Source organism: Saccharopolyspora hattusasensis (assembly GCF_050972075.1).
In the GTDB taxonomy this organism is placed as follows: Bacteria; Actinomycetota; Actinomycetes; order Mycobacteriales; family Pseudonocardiaceae; genus Saccharopolyspora; species Saccharopolyspora hattusasensis.
Genome location: NZ_JBPCDC010000001.1, coordinates 4288896 through 4306679 on the forward strand (window position 1 = coordinate 4288896; position 17784 = coordinate 4306679).

Consider the following 17784-nt stretch of genomic DNA (forward strand, 5'->3'; position numbering starts at 1 on the left):
TGATCGACGACGGATTTCCACCTTCCTGGGGCGGCGCGGCGCGATGGTTTCGAGTTCTTGGTCCCTGCTAGGCGTCGTGCTTATCGTCGCGGCGACCCTGGGCATCGGGATCTGGGGTTCCCGGTCGGCGCGCACCACGTCCGACTTCTCCGCCGCGCGGCAACTGGTGCGCGAAGAGCGCAACGCGATCGCGATCTCGGGTGAGTACCTGTCGGCGGCGTCGTTCCTGGGTGTCGCGGGACTGGTGCTCAAGGACGGCGTGGACGCGCTCTGGTACCCGATCGGCTTCGCGGCCGGGTACCTGGCGTTAATGCTGTTCGTCGCCGCGCCGATGCGCCGCTCCGGTGCGTACACGTTGCCGGATTTCGCCGAGGCCAGGCTGGATTCGCTGCGGCTGCGGTCGCTGTGCACCGCGCTGGTGGTGCTGATCGGCTGGCTCTACCTGGTGCCGCAGTTGCAGGGCGCCGGGCTGACTCTGGCGGCGATCGTCGGAGTTCCTTACTGGGTAGGGGTTTTCACGGTCGCGTTGATCGTGCTGCTCATTGTGGCCACCGGCGCGCTGCGGGCCGTCACGTTGGTGCAGGCCTTCCAGTACTGGGTGAAGCTGTTCGCGATCACGGTGCCCGCGTTCGCGCTGTTCGCGGTGTTCCTCAACGGGGCGCCGCACCGGACGCTCGACGAACCGATGCCGCCGGTCTTCCAGCGCGACACGGCGGTGTGCATCGACACCGACGTGCGGGTGCGGGTGAGCCAGCCGGTGTGGCTGGCCGACGACTCGGGCCCGATCTACCTGCGGTCCGGTGAGTACTCGATGACGGCTGGCACCGAACTGCGGTTCCCTGCGGGCGCGGCGGTTCCGGTCGTCTCGGCGGCCGAACCGGACAACGCCAGTTGGCTGCGGCCGCACGGCGACGGGGTTTCCAGTCTGCTCGAAACGTATTCGGTGCTCGTCGCGACTTTCCTGGGCACGATGGGCCTGCCGCACGTGCTGGCCCGCTTCTACACCAATCCGAGCGGGACCAGCGCGCGTCGCACCACCCTCTTCGTGCTGGCCATGCTCGGCGCGTTCTACCTGTTCCCGACGATCTTCGGGCTGCTGTCCCGGCTGTATGTGCCGCAGTTGCTGGTCACCGGCGAGACCGATGCGGCGGTTCTGCTGCTGCCGCAGGCGATGCTGGGCAACTGGTTGGGCGGGCTGCTCGCGGCGATCACCGCGGCCGGGGCCTTCGCCGCCTTCCTGTCGACCTCGTCTGGGCTGGTGGTGAGCGTGGCCGGGGTGCTGTCCTCGCGCGACGTGGTGTGCGGCAGGACGCTCGACTTCCGGCTGGCCGCCGTGGTGGCCTGCCTGGTGCCGACGCTGTTGGCGCTGCCCGCGGACAACCACGACATCGCGCGCAGCGTGGGGCTGGCGTTCGCGATGGCGGCTTCGACGTTCTGCCCGGTGCTGGTCCTGGGGATCTGGTGGCGCGGGCTCACCGCGACGGGGGCGGCCAGCGGCATGGTGGCGGGCGGCAGCCTGGTGCTGATCGCGGTGGCGTGCGCGCACTTCGTCGAGGACTCGGACAGCTGGTGGGCGACGCTGGTCAGGCAGCCGGCGCTGGTCACCGTGCCGATCGCGTTCGCGGTGACCTACTCGGTCAGCCGCGCGACCCGGGCGCGGGTCCCGGCCGAGGTGGGGCGGGTGATGTTGCGGCTGCACGCGCCCGACCGGCTCGGTTTCCTCGACGGCCGCCTCACCGCGGGCACCACGAACCCGGAGCCGACCAAGGGCCGCCACCAACGCTGACGATGATCACCCAGCGTGTGATTTGTGTTGGTTGAGTAATTTTGAATCAAATGTAATGGCGCTTCAATTTCCGGACCAGTTAAAAATCAATAGGCTGAACGGGTGAAATCGTCGTGGTCAGGCGTAATTCGATGCGTCTTGATGCCCCGAGTCAACTTCACTCGATCGTTAGCTTGCATACTCCCAACGGGCCTTCACAGCAGCGGTGGAACTACGTAGCGTTCCCGCGTTGAAATGATTCAGCAGGCTCCCGTACCGGCGGCGCCCGGAGCGGCGCCTTTTCTTGTGGGAGGAACGCTGTGAGCGCCACGGACCAAATCGGGTCCGGGTCCGGTATTGACGCCGAAACCTGGGCCGCTGCTCAAAGCAGCCCCGAATTCACCAACCTGCGACGCAGACTGCGCAACTTCGTCTTTCCGGTCTCGGCACTGTTCCTGGCCTGGTATCTGGTCTACGTGCTGCTCGCCGACTACGCGCACGGCTTCATGAGCATCAAGCTGGCCGGCAACATCAACATCGGTCTCGTGCTGGGCCTGCTGCAGTTCGTGTCCACGTTCGCCATCACCACCTGGTACGTGCGGTACGCCAACCGGAACCTCGACCCGGTCGCCGAGGAGATCCGCGACAACCTCGAAGGGGGCGCGGGCGAGAAGGTCCCGGTCGCCACGACGGGCCTGGCGGACGCCGCCGACCCGGCCGACGGCGCCGAGAAGCCCGACGATGCCGAGAAGCCCGACGTCGCCGACCAGACCTCGGCCGACGACGGCAGGGACGACGCCGCTGTGAAGGACGCGGCCGACGCCGCCGCTGAGAAGGACGACGTCAAGAAGGACAGCGCCGTCGAAGGAGGCCAGAAGTGATCGCCGCACTGTCCCCGCTGGCCCAGAGCAAGACCGCGGACAACAGCCTGCTGAACATCGCCATCTTCGGGCTGTTCGTCGTGGTCACGATGGTCATCGTGTTCCGGGCCAGCCGGAACACCAAGACCGCCTCCGACTACTACGCGGCCGGCCGCGCGTTCACTGGCCCGCAGAACGGCATCGCGATCGCCGGTGACTACCTCTCGGCGGCGTCGTTCCTAGGCATCGCCGGGGCGATCGCGGTCTACGGCTACGACGGCTTCCTGTACTCCATCGGGTTCCTGGTCGCCTGGCTGGTGGCGCTGCTGCTGGTCGCGGAGCTGCTGCGGAACACCGGCAAGTACACGATGGGCGACGTGCTCAGCTTCCGGATGAAGGAACGTCCGGTCCGCACCGCCGCGTCGCTGTCCACCCTGGCCGTGACGTTCTTCTACCTGCTCGCGCAGATGGCCGGTGCCGGTGGCCTGGTCGCGCTCCTGCTGGGCATCACCAACAAGGCCGGCCAGGCCGCGGTGATCGCCGTCGTCGGCGCGCTGATGATCCTGTACGTGCTGGTCGGCGGCATGAAGGGCACCACCTGGGTGCAGATCATCAAGGCGGCGCTGCTGATCGCGGGCGCCTTCGTGATGACCATCTGGGTGCTCGGCATGTACGGCTTCAACCTGTCCGGCCTGCTCGGCGCGGCCGCCGACGTGGGCGGCGACAAGCTGCTCAACCCCGGCGCCCAGTACGGCAAGACCGAGACCAGCAAGCTGGACTTCGTCTCGCTGGGCATCGCGCTGGTGCTGGGCACCGCGGGTCTGCCGCACGTGCTGATGCGCTTCTACACCGTGCCCACCGCCAAGGAAGCCCGCCGCTCGGTGGTCTGGGCGATCTGGCTGATCGGCCTGTTCTACCTGTTCACGCTGGTGCTGGGCTACGGCGCCGGGGCGCTGGTCGGCTCCGACGTGATCAAGAAGGCGCCGGGCGGGGTGAACTCGGCCGCGCCGCTGCTGGCGCTGGAGATCGGCGGCCCGCTGCTGCTCGGCTTCATCTCCGCGGTCGCGTTCGCGACGATCCTGGCGGTCGTCGCCGGCCTGACCATCACCGCGTCCGCCTCGTTCGCGCACGACATCTACGCGAATGTGATCAAGAAGGGAGCGGTCGGGGACAAGGGCCAGGAGGTCAAGGTGGCCCGGATCACCGCCGTGGTCATCGGCATCGTGTCGATCCTGGGCGGCATCGCGGCCAATGGCCAGAACGTGGCGTTCCTGGTGGCGCTGGCGTTCGCGGTCGCGGCCTCGGCGAACCTGCCGACGCTGCTGTACTCGCTGTTCTGGAAGCGGTTCAACACCACCGGTGCGCTGTGGAGCATCTACGGCGGTCTGGCGGTCACGATTGTGCTGATCGTGTTCTCGCCGGCCGTTTCCGGTGCCGAGGACGCGATGTTCCCGTTGCTGGACTTCGCGCTGTTTCCGCTGAAGAACCCGGGTCTGGTGTCGATCCCGGTGTCGTTCCTGCTCGGCTACCTCGGGACGGTGCTGAGCAAGGAGCCGTTCAACAGCGAGAAGTACGCCGAGATGGAGGTCCGGTCGCTGACCGGCGCGGGCGCCGAGAAGGCGATCTCGCACTGATCCGGTAGCTGCGGCGAGGCGCCCCGTCCGGCCGAGCCGGGCGGAGCGCCTCGCCGTTCGGTGGGGCCGATCAGGCCGCGATCAGTTCGGCGGCCGATTCGGAATCGTTGGTGGTGAAGTGCGCTTCCCACATGTCTCCGCCGGCCGGCCTGGGGGCGATCCGGGCCAGGAGGTCCTGCACGCGCGGGTCGCTCATCTGCACGAAGCCGGCGAACTGCGGCAACCCGCCGTCGTCGGAAACGGTCGCCAGATGACCCCAGTCGCTGCCGTTCGGCCAGCGGAGAATGGCTCGACGAAACATGTCTTCCTTTCGTTACGGACGGATCCCGAGAAGGGACCTGAATCGAGCCAGCACACTGTGACATGGAAGATCACGAAAACATCGTTTCTTTCGGGATCTCCGCTGAAAGTGTGAACAACCTCAAATCCGTCCGGAGTAATTGCAGGTCAAGACGGAAGGTTCGAGGGCTTCTCCCGCTCGAGTCCACACCTGGCCGGACCGGCCGCGCGAACCGGGTGGCGAAGCGGTCCCGGAGCCCGCGCGAGCCGGCCCTTCCGCGCGCCCTCTTACGCGGGTACCACGCCTCGCGTGGCAGCATCGGGGTGTGACTACCCCAGTTCCCGGTCATCAGGTTCCCGGAGTGCAGCCCGAGGAGCTGCCCGCCCAGCTGCCCGAGGGCAGCGTGCTGCTCGACGTGCGCGAGGCGAACGAGTGGCAGGCCGGGCACGCGCCCGAGGCCGTACACATCCCGATGAGCGAGCTCGTGCAGCGGCTCGACGAGATCCCGGAGTGCGACCAGGTCTACGTGATCTGCCGCTCCGGCGGCCGGTCGGCGAAGGTCGCCGCGTACCTGGGCGCCAACGGATGGGACGCGATCAACGTCGAGCGCGGCATGAACGGCTGGTCGGCCATCGGCCGGCCGCTGGTCTCCGATGACGCCGACAGCGAGCCGTACGTGCTGTGACGGCCCGGCCTCCCGGCCCCGGGCCGGGCGTGCAGTGGGTCGCCACCCCACCCGGCGGCCCGCGGCGGATCCGCCCCCCGCGCCGACCGCGCCGCTACACCGGCCCGCCGGCCTACCCGGCCGTGCCGCGCTGGGGATTCCCGCTGCTCGCGTGGCGGTGGCCGCTGGCGCTGCCGCTGCGGCCGCACGCGGATCCGATGGTGCGGGCGGAGTCCACCGCCGGAACGGCGGTGGTGGCGCTGTGGATCACCACCGCGGTCGCGGCGCTGGCCACCCTCGCCGAGGGCTGGCGGTACGTGCTGCTGCTGATCAGCCGCAGCCAGGCGCTGCCGCGCACGACGCTGGCGATCTCCGACGCCTTGGTCGGCACGGCCGGCGTGGTCCTCTGGGTGCTGGGCGTGCTCTCCGGCGTTCTCGTCGTCCTGTGGGGGCTGCGGGCGCGCGCCGCGGCCGCCGAGCGCATCGCGGTGCAGAATGCCCGGCCGGACTGGCAGGTGGTCGTCGGAGTCCTGGTCCCGGGGCTGAACCTGACCGTGCCGGGCTCGGCGTTGGCCGAGCTGGAGCATTCGGTGCTCGTCGCGGAGCGAGTTCGGCAGCGAGGCGCGCGACCGTCGCCGACGCTGCGCGTCCGGCTGTGGTGGGCGGCGTGGGCGGCGACCCTGCTGTTCGGCTGGCTCGCGTTCGCCTGGGGGTTCTTCGGCAGCGTCCAGGCCATGGCCGACGGGGTGCTGCTGCACGCGCTCAACAACGCCCTGGTCACGCTCCTGGCGATCCTGACGGCGCGCCTGATCAAGTACCTGATGCGGCTGCTCGCCCCGATGGACCCGACGGAGCTCAAGCACCTCCGCGTCCGGGCCGTCCGCGCGGCTCCGCCCACACCCCGAGCCACGCGCCCCGCAAGCGCCCCGCGCTGATTTCTGCTCCGGGAACCACGACTCGTGCACGACCGGTCCGCTGCTGATCACCCGTGAGCGTTCGGGGCGCTGTAGGGGCTGCGTGGGAACTCGTTCTGCCGGGCGGTCCCGATGGCTGCCCCAGCGGGAGTGGCCTGGTTCTGACTCGCCAACCGGTGTGCAGCGAACGGCCTGTTCGCCTCGATAGACGACACAAACGGTTCGTTCGCTTCACACCAGCACCTTCCAAAACAGCCTCTGCGGCGCCCGAAAGCGCTCGCGGTAGCTGAGCAGGCGCAACAGCGCCTAATCGCGGGTGCGGCGGCGTTGTGGTGTGTCACAGATGCCGGAAGTGGATCGAGGTCGCCCGCATAATAGGCGCCGTGCGGCAACCGACCCCCGACGTCGTTGCGCACCGAGGGGCCTCTGCGCATTGCGCCGAGCACACCCGCGGTGCTTACGAACTGGCCCTGGAACAGGGCGCCGATGCACTCGAATGCGATATCCGGGTCAGCCGGGACGGCCGGCTCGTGTGCGTGCACGACCGCCGCATCGACCGGACCTCCAGCGGCCGCGGCGTGGTCAGCGAGCTCACCGTCGCCGCGATGTCCGAAGTGGACTTCGGCGGCTGGCACCAGGAACCGCCGGAGTCCGCGGATGAGCTGGTGCGCCGCCCGGCCGCAACGCCCGAGCACGGCGTGCTGACCCTCGACGAAGTCCTCGGCCTGGTCCGGGACCACTCGCGGCCGGTCAGGCTGTTCATCGAGACCAAGCACCCGGTCCGCTACGGCGGGCTGGTGGAGCACAAGCTCGTCGCGCTGCTGGCCCGCCACGGGCTGGCGGCGCCCGCGGACCCGGAGAGCTCGCCGGTGCTGATGATGTCGTTTTCCCAGTCGGCGGTGCGCCGGTTCCGCGAGGCAGCGCCCGGGGTGCCGACCGTGCTGCTGTTCGACAGTTTCCGCAGCTCGTGGCGGTCCGGGGTGCTGCCACCGTGGGCGGACCTCGCCGGCCCGGACATCCGGCTGCTGCGCGAGGATCCGGGATTCGTCGCGCGTGTCGCCGCGCTCGGCCGCGACACGTACTGCTGGACGGTCGACGACCCCGCCGACGTCGAGCTGTGCCGCCGCGCCGGAGTTCGCTTCGTGGCCACCAACTCGCCCGCGTCCACCCGCTTCCACCTGGCTGAATCGGAGCCCGCGCAGTTCGGTAGCGTCACGGCGAATTGACCGCGAGCGAGGGGATTTGCAGTGTCGAAGCGAACCGCACCCAAGCCTCAGGCGGACACCGGGATCAAGCCGCGCCAGCCCTGCCCGTGCGGTTCCGGGAAGCGCTACAAGGCTTGCCACGGTGCCGCCGGTGGTGCCGCCGACGTGATCGTGACCAGGCCTTTCGAGGGGCTGGCCGCCGAGTGCGAGCTGGTGGCGCTGCGCGAGTTCGTGCCGTCGGCGACGGCGAAGCTGCCGCTGCGCGGCGAAGGTGAAGTTACCCTCGCGACCGTGCTCCCGATGGCCGCCGCGGCGCTGCGGCGCAACGACGACAAGGCCTTCATCGGGCTCCAGGTGCAGACCCATTCCGGTGATATCAGCCGGGATCTCGCGCGCGCCGTCGAGTGGGTGCAGGCCGCCGAGCTGGGCGAATCGCTGTCGGTGGTGGGTCCGGAGACGGCCGAGGTCGGCACCGTCCCCAACCGCCTGCAGGACCTGCTCGACCCGGCCGCGCCGCTGGACGTCGAGCTGCACAAGGACTTCGCCTGGTGGCTGCCCGACGAGGTGGAGCCGACCGGCGAGGTCGCGCTGTCCCTGGAGCGGGCGAACGCCGCGATCATGCCCACCGAGCGGCTGACCGCCGAAGGCGTGGAATCCGCGTACTGGGTGGACGCGGGCGAGAAGGCGCACCTGCGGTGGGTGCGGCCGGAGCCGGAGGAGCAGCTGCTGGCGGCGCTCGCGCGGTTGTCCGCCCGGGGCCAGCTGACGCTGGGCGAGGACAGCAAGTTCGCCGGATCCTTCCGCGCGCACGGCCTGCTGGTGCCGGTGTGGGACCTCGATCGAGAGAAGCACGCGCGAGAGTGGGACGAGCCCGCTGCGGAGCTCGGGCGCCGACTGGCGGAGGCCCTCGGCTCGCTGGACTCGGAGCCGCTGGACGCGGCGGAGCGGCGCGCCCGCGACGGCCTCCGCGGCCGCCAGGTCACCATCCGCTGACCCGTGAACAGCAATTTCAATGGAAATCGGACCTCTGATTTCCATTGAAATTGCGGAAGTTATCCACAGCCATCGGCGTGTCGGGGTCCGACACGCCGATGTTCCGCGATTTCCATTGAAATTGCGGCCAGGTCCATCCGACCGGCCATCGATCCGACTGGCCATCCGACCGACCCGAGACTCGACATCCGACCCGACATCCGACCGGACATCCGACCGACCCGAGACTCGACATCCGACCGGACATCCGACTGGGGGTGTCCATAGTGGGCTTGGTGTTGGGTTCGGAGCCGTCGGCGAGGCAAGGTGCCGCCTCGTTGACGACCAGCTCGTGGTGGCGAGCCGGTTTGCTACAGGGAACGGCGCGCGTCGCCGGGCACGACATCCAACACCTTGCGAAACCCGTCCTCGTTGCGCCGATCGAGTGATCAAGGGCGGCGTCCGGCAACCCATCGGCGCGTTGCGGCGTGTCCCTCCACGGCGATACCTGACGTTGAGGGGGTGGAGGGGTGACCGCGCACCTGCCCGCCGTGCCGACCGCCGCCGAGGCGTCCGGTGTCTACCGCGGGCAGGCGCGTCGGGGGGACATGGCGGCAACAGAAGATGACTTCGCGGAGTTCGTCCGGGTGGCGCTACCCGGGCTGATCCGCTACGGCCATGCCCTGACCGGCAATCCGCACGACGCCGCCGACCTGGTGCAGATCGTGCTGGAGAAGGTCGGCGCCCGCTGGGCGAAGATCAGCCGGCACTGCGCGGACCCCAGCGCCTACGTGCGCAAGGCGATGGCGAACACGCACGTCAGCCGCTGGCGGCGGACGCGCCGCGAAACGCTGCTCGCCGACTTCCCGGACGTCCCCGCCGCCATTCAGCAGGATCGCCTGGAGCACGAGCCGGTGTGGGTCGCGCTGCGATCTCTGCCGCCGAGGCAACGCACGGTGGTCGTGCTTCGTTACTACGAGGGGCTTTCCGAGCTGGAGATCGCCGAGACGCTCGGCGTCAGCCGCGGAACGGTGAAGAGCCAGGCCAGCAAGGCGCTGGCGACGCTGCGCAAGCGGCTCGGGCCGTTGGTGGAAGGAGGTGACGTGTGATGGATCTGGAGGACGAGCTGCAACGGGTCTTCCAGGATGACCAGCTGGACATCCCGGTGCGGACCGGGGCGGAGTGGTCGCTGGTGGCCGCCGCGCGTCGCCGCCGGCAGCGCAACGGCATGCTGGCCGCGACGGGTAGCGGACTCGGCGCGGTGCTGCTGGTCGGAGGCGGGATCGCGCTGGTCAGCCACCAGTCAGACGATCCGCTCCAGCCCGCCGTGCCGCCCGTGGTGCAGTCGGAGCCGAACCCGGGCTCGACCACGTCGCAGGAGCCGTCGCAGCAGCCACCGGTCCCGCCACCGGTGCAGCAGCCGCCGGGCCAGCTGCCGGCATATCCGAGCCCGACGGGCACGCCGGTCCGGAAGCCGCCGCCACCGGAGGTCCTGCTGACGATCACTTCCGAGCCGGACCCGATGACCTCCGAGCCATCGGTCACCAGCTCCCCGAGCCAAACGTCATCGCAACACCCGGCGACCGAACCCAACGTCCCCGGGTAGTGATGATCTCGGTGTCCTCTTGCACGAACCTCTGCCCTGGCTGAGCGGGCGTTTCCGGAATGGCCTGTGTGTGACGAGCCCTTTCCGGCACGATGCACTATGTGATCGGCTGAATACCACGAAGGTTAGGGGGCACGGGTTGGCCGACGAACAGGTGGATGGCTTTGCGCCGGGAACGATCGTGGAAGTCCGTGACGAGGCGTGGATCGTCCGATCAGCGGAGCGGTTGAAGAACAACGCGTGGGCGGTGTCCTGCACTGGCGTGTCGGAACTTGTGCGAGACACCGTCGCGACGTTTCTGACCGACTTGGACCAGCTCCGCCCGCTGGTCCCGGAGAAAGCCGAAGTGGTTCCGGATGACTCGCCGCAATTTCGGCGCACGAGGCTGTGGCTGGAAGCCGTGCTGCGAAAGACGGCCGTGCCGTTGCACGACGAGCGTTTGATCGTTTCCCACCGGATGTTGCTGGATGAGCTCGGATACCAGCGCCGGGCCGTAGCCCAGGCGTTATCCCGTACGAATCTGCGGACCCGGATCCTGGTAGCGGACGCCGTTGGTCTCGGGAAGACGCTGGAGATCGGCATGTTGCTGGCCGAGCTCGCCCGTCGAGGCCGTGCGGAGCGGATTCTGGTCGTGACGCCGCGCCACGTTCTGGAACAGATGCAGCACGAACTATGGACCAGGTTCGCGATTCCACTGGTGCGGTTGGATTCCGATGGCATCAAACGGGTACGGCAGGAACTACCCGCCAGCCGCAATCCGTTCACCTACTACCGCAAGGTGATCGTCTCGGTCGACACGCTGAAATCCGGGCAGTACCGGGCGCATTTGGAAAAGCACCACTGGGATGCGGTGGTGATCGACGAATCGCACAACCTGACCAACACCGGCACCCTGAACAACGAGCTGGCGCGTGTGCTGGCCCCGCGGACCGACGCGCTGGTGCTCGCCTCGGCCACACCGCACAACGGCAAGCCGGAATCGTTCGCCGAGCTGGTGAGCCTGTTGGATGCCACCGCGATCAGTGACCGGAGCGACTATCAGGTCGAGGACATCGCGCACCTTTTCGTGCGGCGGCACCGGCATTCCGCTGACGTGGCCAACGAGGTCGGCAAGGACTGGGCGGAGCGTCCGGAACCGAAGGTGCTGGCGATTCCGGCCAGCCCGGCGGAAGAGAAGGTCATCAACGAGCTGGCGGACACCTGGCTCTATCCCGAGCCGGGGCGTTCTCCCCTGGAGGGAAGCAACAACGCGTTGTTCCCCTGGACCTTGGCGAAAGCCGCGCTCTCGTCGACCGCAGCGCTGCGTGAGACGATCGCGAATCGTAAGCAGAGTAAAAAACGAACCGAAGCCGAATTGTCCGCGCTGGACACCTTGGATGAGCTCGCGACCGAGGCGCAGGCGGCGGGTGAGTCGAAACTTGCCGAACTGGTCGACTATCTCCGCAAAATCGGTATCGGCCCGAAGTCGGAAACCAGGGTTGTGCTGTTCAGCGAGCGGTTGGCGACCTTGCGCTGGCTGCAGCAAGAACTTCCGAAAGCCCTGCGCATACCGGCCGATGCCTTCGACATGTTGCACGGCGGTTTGCCGGATGACAAGCAGCAATGGGTTGTGGAGCAGTTCAAGCTCGCGGATTCTTCGGTGCGGGTGTTGGTTGCGGGTGATGTCGCTAGCGAGGGCGTCAACCTGCACGCCCACTGCCACAACCTCGTACACGTCGACATTCCGTGGAGCCTCATCCGCATCGAGCAGCGCAACGGCCGGATCGACCGGTACGGCCAGAAGCACCCGCCGCAGATCACCGCACTAGCCTTGACTTCGGCCAACGACCGCTTCACCGGTGATGTGCGCGTGTTGACCAAGCTGCTGGACAAGGAGCATGCCGCGCACCAGGCGCTGGGAGATGCCGCCACTTTGCTGAACCTGCACAGCGTCACCAAGGAGGAGCAGGCGGTAGCGGAGGCCTTGGCGAAGGGGCGCGACATCGATGAGGTGGTGCCGGAGCTCTCCGACGACGTCGGCGAATGGGACTTCTTTCACCAGCTGATGGCGCAGGGCGATCAGCAAGCCCCGGACGACGTGGAGGTCGACGAGGGGCACAACCTGTTCCGCACCGATCTCGACTTCCTCCGGGACGCGCTCAGGGAGGTGTATCCCAACCCGGCCGAGCCGGTCGGCAAGGGCGGCGTGGCTTGGGAGGAGGCCGAGGACGGCAGCTGGGTTCGGCTGACCCCACCGCCGGACCTGAAGCGCCGGTTCCGGGCATTGCCGCAGTCGTATCGGAGCGAACGCAAGGTGCTAGAGCGCTTGGTGCTGGCGGCCGACAGGCAGCGGGCCGAGGATTCGCTGAAGCGGGCTAGGGATCACAAGGAGTCCGGCACGCTGTGGCCGGAGGAGCATTTTCTCGGCCCGCTGCATCCGGTGCTGGATTGGGCGTGTGACCGGGCGCTCGCTCGTTTCGAGCGCAACCAGGTGCCGCTGGTCGTCGGGGATGTCGAGCTGCCGACGGTTCTCGTGCAGGGCACGTTGACCAACGCCCGCGGCCAGGTGGTGAGCTGCACGAACTGGGCATTCGGATTCGTAGATCCGCGATCCGGGCCGATCGGAAGTTCTGATGCGCTGGAGATCCTGGAAGAGGCCGGTATCCGGGACGGCGGCATCAATGCCGGCTACGACCTCGACCCGTGCGACTGGCAGTGGTTGGTGCCCAAAGGCGTCGAGGCGATGCGCGCCCACCTGAAACGGATTCTGGCGGAGCAGGGCAAGCAACTGGCCGCTGGGGTGTGGGAGGCCGAGGCGCGTCTGGAGCGCTGGGAGGCCGACAGCAGGCGGATCGCCGAGGGGCGGGACGCCGGGCCGCGGACGCGGATGGTGAATCAGATAGATGCGATCGTGCAGGGCGCGAGGAAGTCGTTGGAGTCGCTGCACGCTGTGGGCAAACCGGGGGTGCGCGTGCTTGCGGTCATCGCTCCCCGGCAGGACGTGCAGGAGGGGATTCGGTGAGTGCGTTCGATTCGGTGGTGGTGACCGGGGATTTCGTCTCCGAGCACTACCTGTCGGAGCAGTTCCCGACGCGGGTCAAGGCGTTGCGCAAGGACTGGGCGGAGCGTGAGGAAGTCAAGGTCGCAACGCCCCGCAGCGGTCTGACCGGATTCGCCGGGACCGCGGCGAGGCTGTTGGCGTCCGCCCGGGAGCGGGCTGACCAGGACGTCTTGCGCAAGTTCTACCGGAAGACCAGGCGGGCGTTGTTGCTGGATGCGGAGCCGGAGCAGATCAAGGTGGTCCGGCTCGGGGCGGCGGTTGAGGTCGACGGGGTCGCGCATCGCACCGCGTCGGGCCTGCACCTGGTGATCTTGCAGGCGATGGATGCGCACACCGTGGAGGACATCCTCGACTGGAACGCGGAGACGGAAGAGGGCCTGGGCCGGTTGCTGGCCCCGGCGACTATCGACGGTAAGCCGGAGCCGGGTCTCGGCAAGGTGATTTCCGGTCTGTTCCTGGCGGAGGAGCCGCCGCGGCTGGTGTTGGTGCAGGCCGGTGGCTGGCTGTTGCTGACCTACCGGGAGCGCTGGCCGGAGGGGCGTTGGCTGGCGGTGGACCTAGCCACGGCGGCCGAACGCAAGGACGTCCGGTCGGCCGGGGAGCTGGAGACGATCGCCGCGCTGGTCGGTTCGGACGGCCTGCTCCCGCGCGAGGACGGTTCCTGCGGCCTGGACGAGGTGCTGGAGGAGTCGATCAAGCACGCCGTCGGGGTGTCGAAGGACCTGCGGGAGGGGGTGCGCGAGTCGGTCGAGTTGGTGGCCAACGAGATCGTGGCGCGTCGCCGCCGCGCCGGGCTGCCGGTCGATGGGCTGAGCGATCTGCCGCTGATGCTGCAGAAACAGGCGTTGCGGTTTCTGTACCGGATCCTGTTCCTGCTGTATGCCGAGGCGCGTCCGGAGTTGGAGATCGTGCCGGCGAAGGCGCCGGAGTACGCCGAGGGTTACGGGCTCGACCGGCTGCGCGACCTGGCCTTGGTCGAGCTGACCGAGCGGCGTTCGCTGGACGGCACCCACTTCTATGAGTCGCTGCACAAGCTGTTCCAGCTGGTCGATCAGGGGCACGAGGCCGACGACGACGGGTTGCCGTTCGAGGCGCTGCGGGCGGATCTGTTCGCCGAAGGCGCCATTTCGCTGATCGATGCTCCGTCTAATGTGGACGAAAACTGGGATCCGGAGCGCGGTGCGCTGCGGGTCCGGGGCGTCGGTTTGGGTAACCAGTGCTTGCAGACGGTGTTGCGGAAGTTGTTGCTGTCCAAGCCCACGAGGGGCCGGGACGCCGGGTTCGTCTCGTACGCGCAGCTGGGCATCAACCAGCTCGGCGCGGTGTACGAGGGCCTGATGTCCTACTCCGGCTTCTTGGCGGAGGAGGACCTCTACGAGGTCGCCAAGGGCGGTGACCCGAGCAAGGGCACCTGGGTGGTGAACGCTGAGCAGGCTCAAGAGCTTTCGGACGAGGTGTTCGTCAGGGACGAAGATCCGGAGACGGGTGAACCGCGCCGGCGGCTGCACCGCAAGGGCACGTTCGTCTACCGATTATCCGGGCGGGAGCGGCAGCGCAGCGCCTCGTACTACACGCCGGAGGTGCTGACCCGCTGCGTGGTGAAGCATTCGCTGGCCGAGCTGCTGGATCAGGGCGGCGAACGCACTCCGGCCGCGCGGATTCTGGAGTACACGGTCTGCGAGCCCGCGCTGGGCTCGGGGGCGTTCCTGATCGAGGCGGTGAACCAGCTCGCCGAGGAGTACCTCAAGCGCCGTCAGGAGGAGCGCGGCGAGGTGATCGAGCCGGAGCGGTATGCGCTGGAACTGCAGCGCGTCAAGGCGTATTTGAGCCTGCACCAGTGCTACGGCGTGGACCTCAACGGCACCGCGGTCGAGCTGGCGGAGGTGTCGTTGTGGCTCAACGCCATGCACGCCGGGCTGCGGGCGCCGTGGTTCGGTCTGCACCTGCGGCGCGGCAATTCGCTGATCGGCGGTCGGCGCGCGGTGTACGACGTGCCGCCGAAGAAGGCGTTCAAGTGGCTGGACGTGGTGCCGAAGGACCTGCCGATCAACGGTGACGTGCCGTTGGGCGCGCTCGGCACCGGCAGGGTGCATCACTTTCTGCTCCCGGCCAAGGGCTGGGGCGCGGTCGCCGACACCAAGGAAGCCAACGAGCTGGTGCCGGAAGAGGTGGCGAAGCTCAAGAAGTGGCGCAGCGCGGTCCGCAAGGCACCGAACGCGAAGCAGCGCGAGCGGTTGCACGCGCTGGCGCGGCGGGTGGAGTCGCTGTGGTCGCTGGCCGCGCAGCGGCTGGAGATCGCCGAGGAGAAGATCAGCCGCCAGGCGGACGTGTGGGGTGCGCCGGAGATCACGCGACGGTCGAACGGAGTGACCCGCGAGCAGGTCGAGGAGTTCCTGGCGGACGAGAACAACTCCTACCGCCGCCTGCGCCGAGCCATGGACGCCTGGTGCGCGCTGTGGTTCTGGCCGACGACAGCCGACTGCGAACCCCCAGACTGGGAAGACTGGCTCGACGGCCTGGAAGCCCTGCTGGGGCGTCACGTCGTGAAGCAAACAGCCGAGGAATGACGTGGGCAGGAAAGCCTGTTCACGTACGCGGACTGGGAAAGCCTTGACGACGCGGAGGACGCCGAACGCCTCTGGTACAAGATGCGCGACGTCCACGAAGCCTTGGCCTGGCACCCCTGGCTGGAGGAGTGCCAACGCATCGCGGACAAGGAAGGCTTCTTCCACTGGGAACTCGACTTCGCCCCGATCTTTTCGGCGGGCGGGTTCGATCTGCAGGTGGGTAATCCGCCGTGGGTGCGTCCAACCTGGGACGACGACACGATCCTTGCCGAACGGGACCCGTGGTTCACCTTCAACGAGAAGGCTGACGTTAACGTCAAGGCGGAGCGTCGAAACGACGTGCTTGAGAGTCCGTATTGCGCTGACTACCTTCGTGAACGGTCGTCGAATAGTGGACTAAATGAGCATCTGAACAGCGATGTAGATCGCCCGATTTTGGCCGGTTTGCAGCCGGATCTCTACCGCTGCTTCATGGATCGCACGTGGCGTTCGATGAACGGTGATGGAGTCGTTGGGCTCATCCATCCAGAGAGTCATTTCACCGAGGCGAGAGCCGGGGGGCTAAGGCGTGAAACTTATCGACGTCTGCGTAGGCATTGGCAATTTAGGAATGAATTTAAACTCTTCGAGATTCAACATACGAGAGAATTTGGAGTTTCCGTCTATGGGGGTTCGACGAAAGTTGATTTCCTGAATATTTCTGCCGTCTATCATCCCGACGTTGTTGAACGATCTTTCGATCATTCTGGCGAGGGTGTAGAGCCGGGAATAAAAGACGACAGTGACCAATGGGATGTGCGTCCGCATCGAAAACGTATCGTGCGCGTAGATCGACAGGTGCTCGTGGGTTGGGCGGCGCTGCTCGACGAGCCAGGGACCTGTGCCGAGGAAGCTCGGATGGCGCGACCGGTGAATACTGCTAGTCAAGCAGTTTTGAATAAGTTGGTAACCTCGCCAAGATTTGGCGAGATTGATTTTCGATGGAATGCGGGTTGGCATGAGTCTGCAGATCGCAAAGCAGGATTTTTTGTCAAGCGATCCGAGGTTGTAGATCGTCCAGAAGATGTCATCCTGCAAGGTCCGCACTTTTCGGTCGCCACACCGTTGGCAAAGCAACCACGGCCGTCGATGCGTAGTACCGGTGATTACGAGGACTGGGATCTTGAAGCGCTTGGGGAGTGGGCGTTGCCTCGAACGAGCTACCAGCGCGCGAAACCACTGGATGAGTACCTGGCGGGTTATCCGCACTGGGATGGGAAGCCCTCAAATGGATTCTGGAGGCTCATATGGAGGGCAATGGCAGACTCTTCGACGGTAAGGACGCTATATGCTTCACTTATTCCGAATGGTCCAGCTCACGTCTTGAGTGCATTCAGCTTATCTGCTGATAGTTTGGATTTGGCTGTTGCGGCAGGGCTATGGGCTTCGCTTCCGTTTGATTTTCTAGCCAAGGTGAGTGGTAAAACCAACCTAAAGGTCGACTTCATATCCCGGCTTCCGCATGTCCGAAGCCATGCGCTTGAGCCTGAGCTGATTCTCCGTGCTCTCCGGTTGAACTGCCTTACTAGGTACTATGAGCCGTTCTGGCAGGAGTTGTTTGATGAGCGGTGGCGGGAGGACTGCTGGACGCATGGGCGGGACGACCGGCCGGCGTTGGGGGATGTGCGGCGGGAGTGGGAGATGGGTACTCCGCTTCGGATGGACTTTCATCGGCGGCAGGCGTTGGTTGAGATCGATGCTTTGGCCGCGATCATGTTGGACATCACCGCCGAGGAGTTGTGCACGATCTACCGGACGCAGTTCGGGGTGCTGCGCAAGTACGAGCGGGAGATGCGGTTCGACGCCAACGGCCGCCAGGTTCCCAAGGATGTCCTCAAGGAGTACGCGAAGCACGGCGACAAGGCCGACCTCGGCCGCTACGTCCTCCCCTTCACCGGCGTCGACCGCGAAGCCGACATGACCCGCGCCCACGAGATCTTCACCGAACGCCTCCGCGCCCGGACGTGACCAGGCGGTCGTGAGTGTGAAACCGGGCTCCAGCCCGGTTTCACACTCACGACCCCTCAGCCCTGCTTCAGGCTGGTGGTGAACGACGTCCACTGGGCGGGTGTGAACACGAGTGTGCCGCCGTCGCGGTCCTTGGTGTCCCGCACGCCGATTGCTCCCGTCGCTACCGCGACCTCCACGCAGTGGGCGTTGCTGGCGCTACGACGGGACTTTCGCCAGCGCGCGTTGCTCAAGTGCTTGTAGGCGCGGAAAATGCTCATGTTCCAACTG

Annotated in this window: 13 protein-coding genes and 1 pseudogene; 12 read left to right on the forward strand and 2 right to left on the reverse strand. The window is 67.0% G+C overall.

Translation table 11 applies throughout. The features are described from left to right. Positions 1 to 43: 43 nt before the first annotated feature. The 3 genes and pseudogenes from ACRXBZ_RS20220 (at position 44) to ACRXBZ_RS20230 (ending at position 4259) form a co-directional block, all read left to right on the forward strand. Complete coding sequence (locus tag ACRXBZ_RS20220) at positions 44 to 1786, forward strand: sodium/solute symporter (protein ID WP_433880417.1); 1743 nt, start codon at positions 44 to 46, stop codon at positions 1784 to 1786. A gap of 299 nt (positions 1787 to 2085) precedes the next feature. Then, positions 2086 to 2430, forward strand: a pseudogene (locus ACRXBZ_RS20225) (DUF485 domain-containing protein); the annotation flags it as partial. 305 nt (positions 2431 to 2735) lie between these two features. Continuing rightward, on the forward strand, positions 2736 to 4259 hold the full coding sequence (locus ACRXBZ_RS20230) for a solute symporter family protein (RefSeq protein WP_433883924.1): 1524 nt from the start codon (positions 2736 to 2738) through the stop codon (positions 4257 to 4259). Positions 4260 to 4329: 70 nt separating this feature from the next. Here the strand turns inward: ACRXBZ_RS20230 and ACRXBZ_RS20235 are convergent, their stop codons facing one another. Continuing rightward, entirely contained in the window at positions 4330 to 4560 is a 231-nt protein-coding gene (locus ACRXBZ_RS20235) for a hypothetical protein (protein ID WP_168584092.1), read from the reverse strand. A gap of 340 nt (positions 4561 to 4900) precedes the next feature. On the opposite strand from ACRXBZ_RS20235, the gene ACRXBZ_RS20240 reads away from it, so the two are divergent. The 9 genes from ACRXBZ_RS20240 (at position 4901) to ACRXBZ_RS20280 (ending at position 17514) form a co-directional block, all read left to right on the forward strand. After that, positions 4901 to 5224 (forward strand): rhodanese-like domain-containing protein, encoded by a 324-nt coding sequence (locus ACRXBZ_RS20240; protein ID WP_168586029.1) that lies wholly within the window; start codon positions 4901 to 4903, stop codon positions 5222 to 5224. Next, the gene (locus ACRXBZ_RS20245) at positions 5221 to 6138 is read left to right on the forward strand and encodes a DUF4328 domain-containing protein (protein WP_433880418.1); all 918 of its coding nucleotides are present in this window, start codon (positions 5221 to 5223) and stop codon (positions 6136 to 6138) included. Before ACRXBZ_RS20240 ends, ACRXBZ_RS20245 begins: the two co-directional genes overlap by 4 nt. A 362-nt stretch (positions 6139 to 6500) precedes the next feature. Then, positions 6501 to 7343 (forward strand): glycerophosphodiester phosphodiesterase, encoded by an 843-nt coding sequence (locus tag ACRXBZ_RS20250; protein WP_433880419.1) that lies wholly within the window; start codon positions 6501 to 6503, stop codon positions 7341 to 7343. 21 nt (positions 7344 to 7364) lie between these two features. Beyond that, positions 7365 to 8315 (forward strand): DUF5926 family protein, encoded by a 951-nt coding sequence (locus tag ACRXBZ_RS20255; RefSeq protein WP_433880420.1) that lies wholly within the window; start codon positions 7365 to 7367, stop codon positions 8313 to 8315. A 509-nt stretch (positions 8316 to 8824) separates the two neighbouring features. Continuing rightward, entirely contained in the window at positions 8825 to 9403 is a 579-nt protein-coding gene (locus tag ACRXBZ_RS20260) for a SigE family RNA polymerase sigma factor (RefSeq protein ID WP_168586032.1), read from the forward strand. After that, positions 9403 to 9900 carry a hypothetical protein gene (locus tag ACRXBZ_RS20265; protein ID WP_433880421.1) on the forward strand — a complete coding sequence of 166 codons (498 nt, stop codon included), beginning with the start codon at positions 9403 to 9405 and terminating at the stop codon, positions 9898 to 9900. The genes ACRXBZ_RS20260 and ACRXBZ_RS20265 overlap by 1 nt, the downstream gene beginning before the upstream one ends. A gap of 181 nt (positions 9901 to 10081) precedes the next feature. After that, the gene (locus ACRXBZ_RS20270) at positions 10082 to 12901 is read left to right on the forward strand and encodes an SNF2-related protein (protein ID WP_433880422.1); all 2820 of its coding nucleotides are present in this window, start codon (positions 10082 to 10084) and stop codon (positions 12899 to 12901) included. After that, complete coding sequence (locus ACRXBZ_RS20275) at positions 12898 to 15507, forward strand: DNA methyltransferase (RefSeq protein ID WP_433880423.1); 2610 nt, start codon at positions 12898 to 12900, stop codon at positions 15505 to 15507. Before ACRXBZ_RS20270 ends, ACRXBZ_RS20275 begins: the two co-directional genes overlap by 4 nt. 81 nt (positions 15508 to 15588) lie before the next feature. Further along, the gene (locus ACRXBZ_RS20280) at positions 15589 to 17514 is read left to right on the forward strand and encodes a hypothetical protein (RefSeq protein WP_433880424.1); all 1926 of its coding nucleotides are present in this window, start codon (positions 15589 to 15591) and stop codon (positions 17512 to 17514) included. 56 nt (positions 17515 to 17570) lie between these two features. Here the strand turns inward: ACRXBZ_RS20280 and ACRXBZ_RS20285 are convergent, their stop codons facing one another. Next, a complete protein-coding gene (locus ACRXBZ_RS20285; protein WP_433880425.1) occupies positions 17571 to 17774 on the reverse strand; it encodes a DUF397 domain-containing protein in 204 nt (67 codons plus the stop codon). Positions 17775 to 17784: the final 10 nt, after the last annotated feature.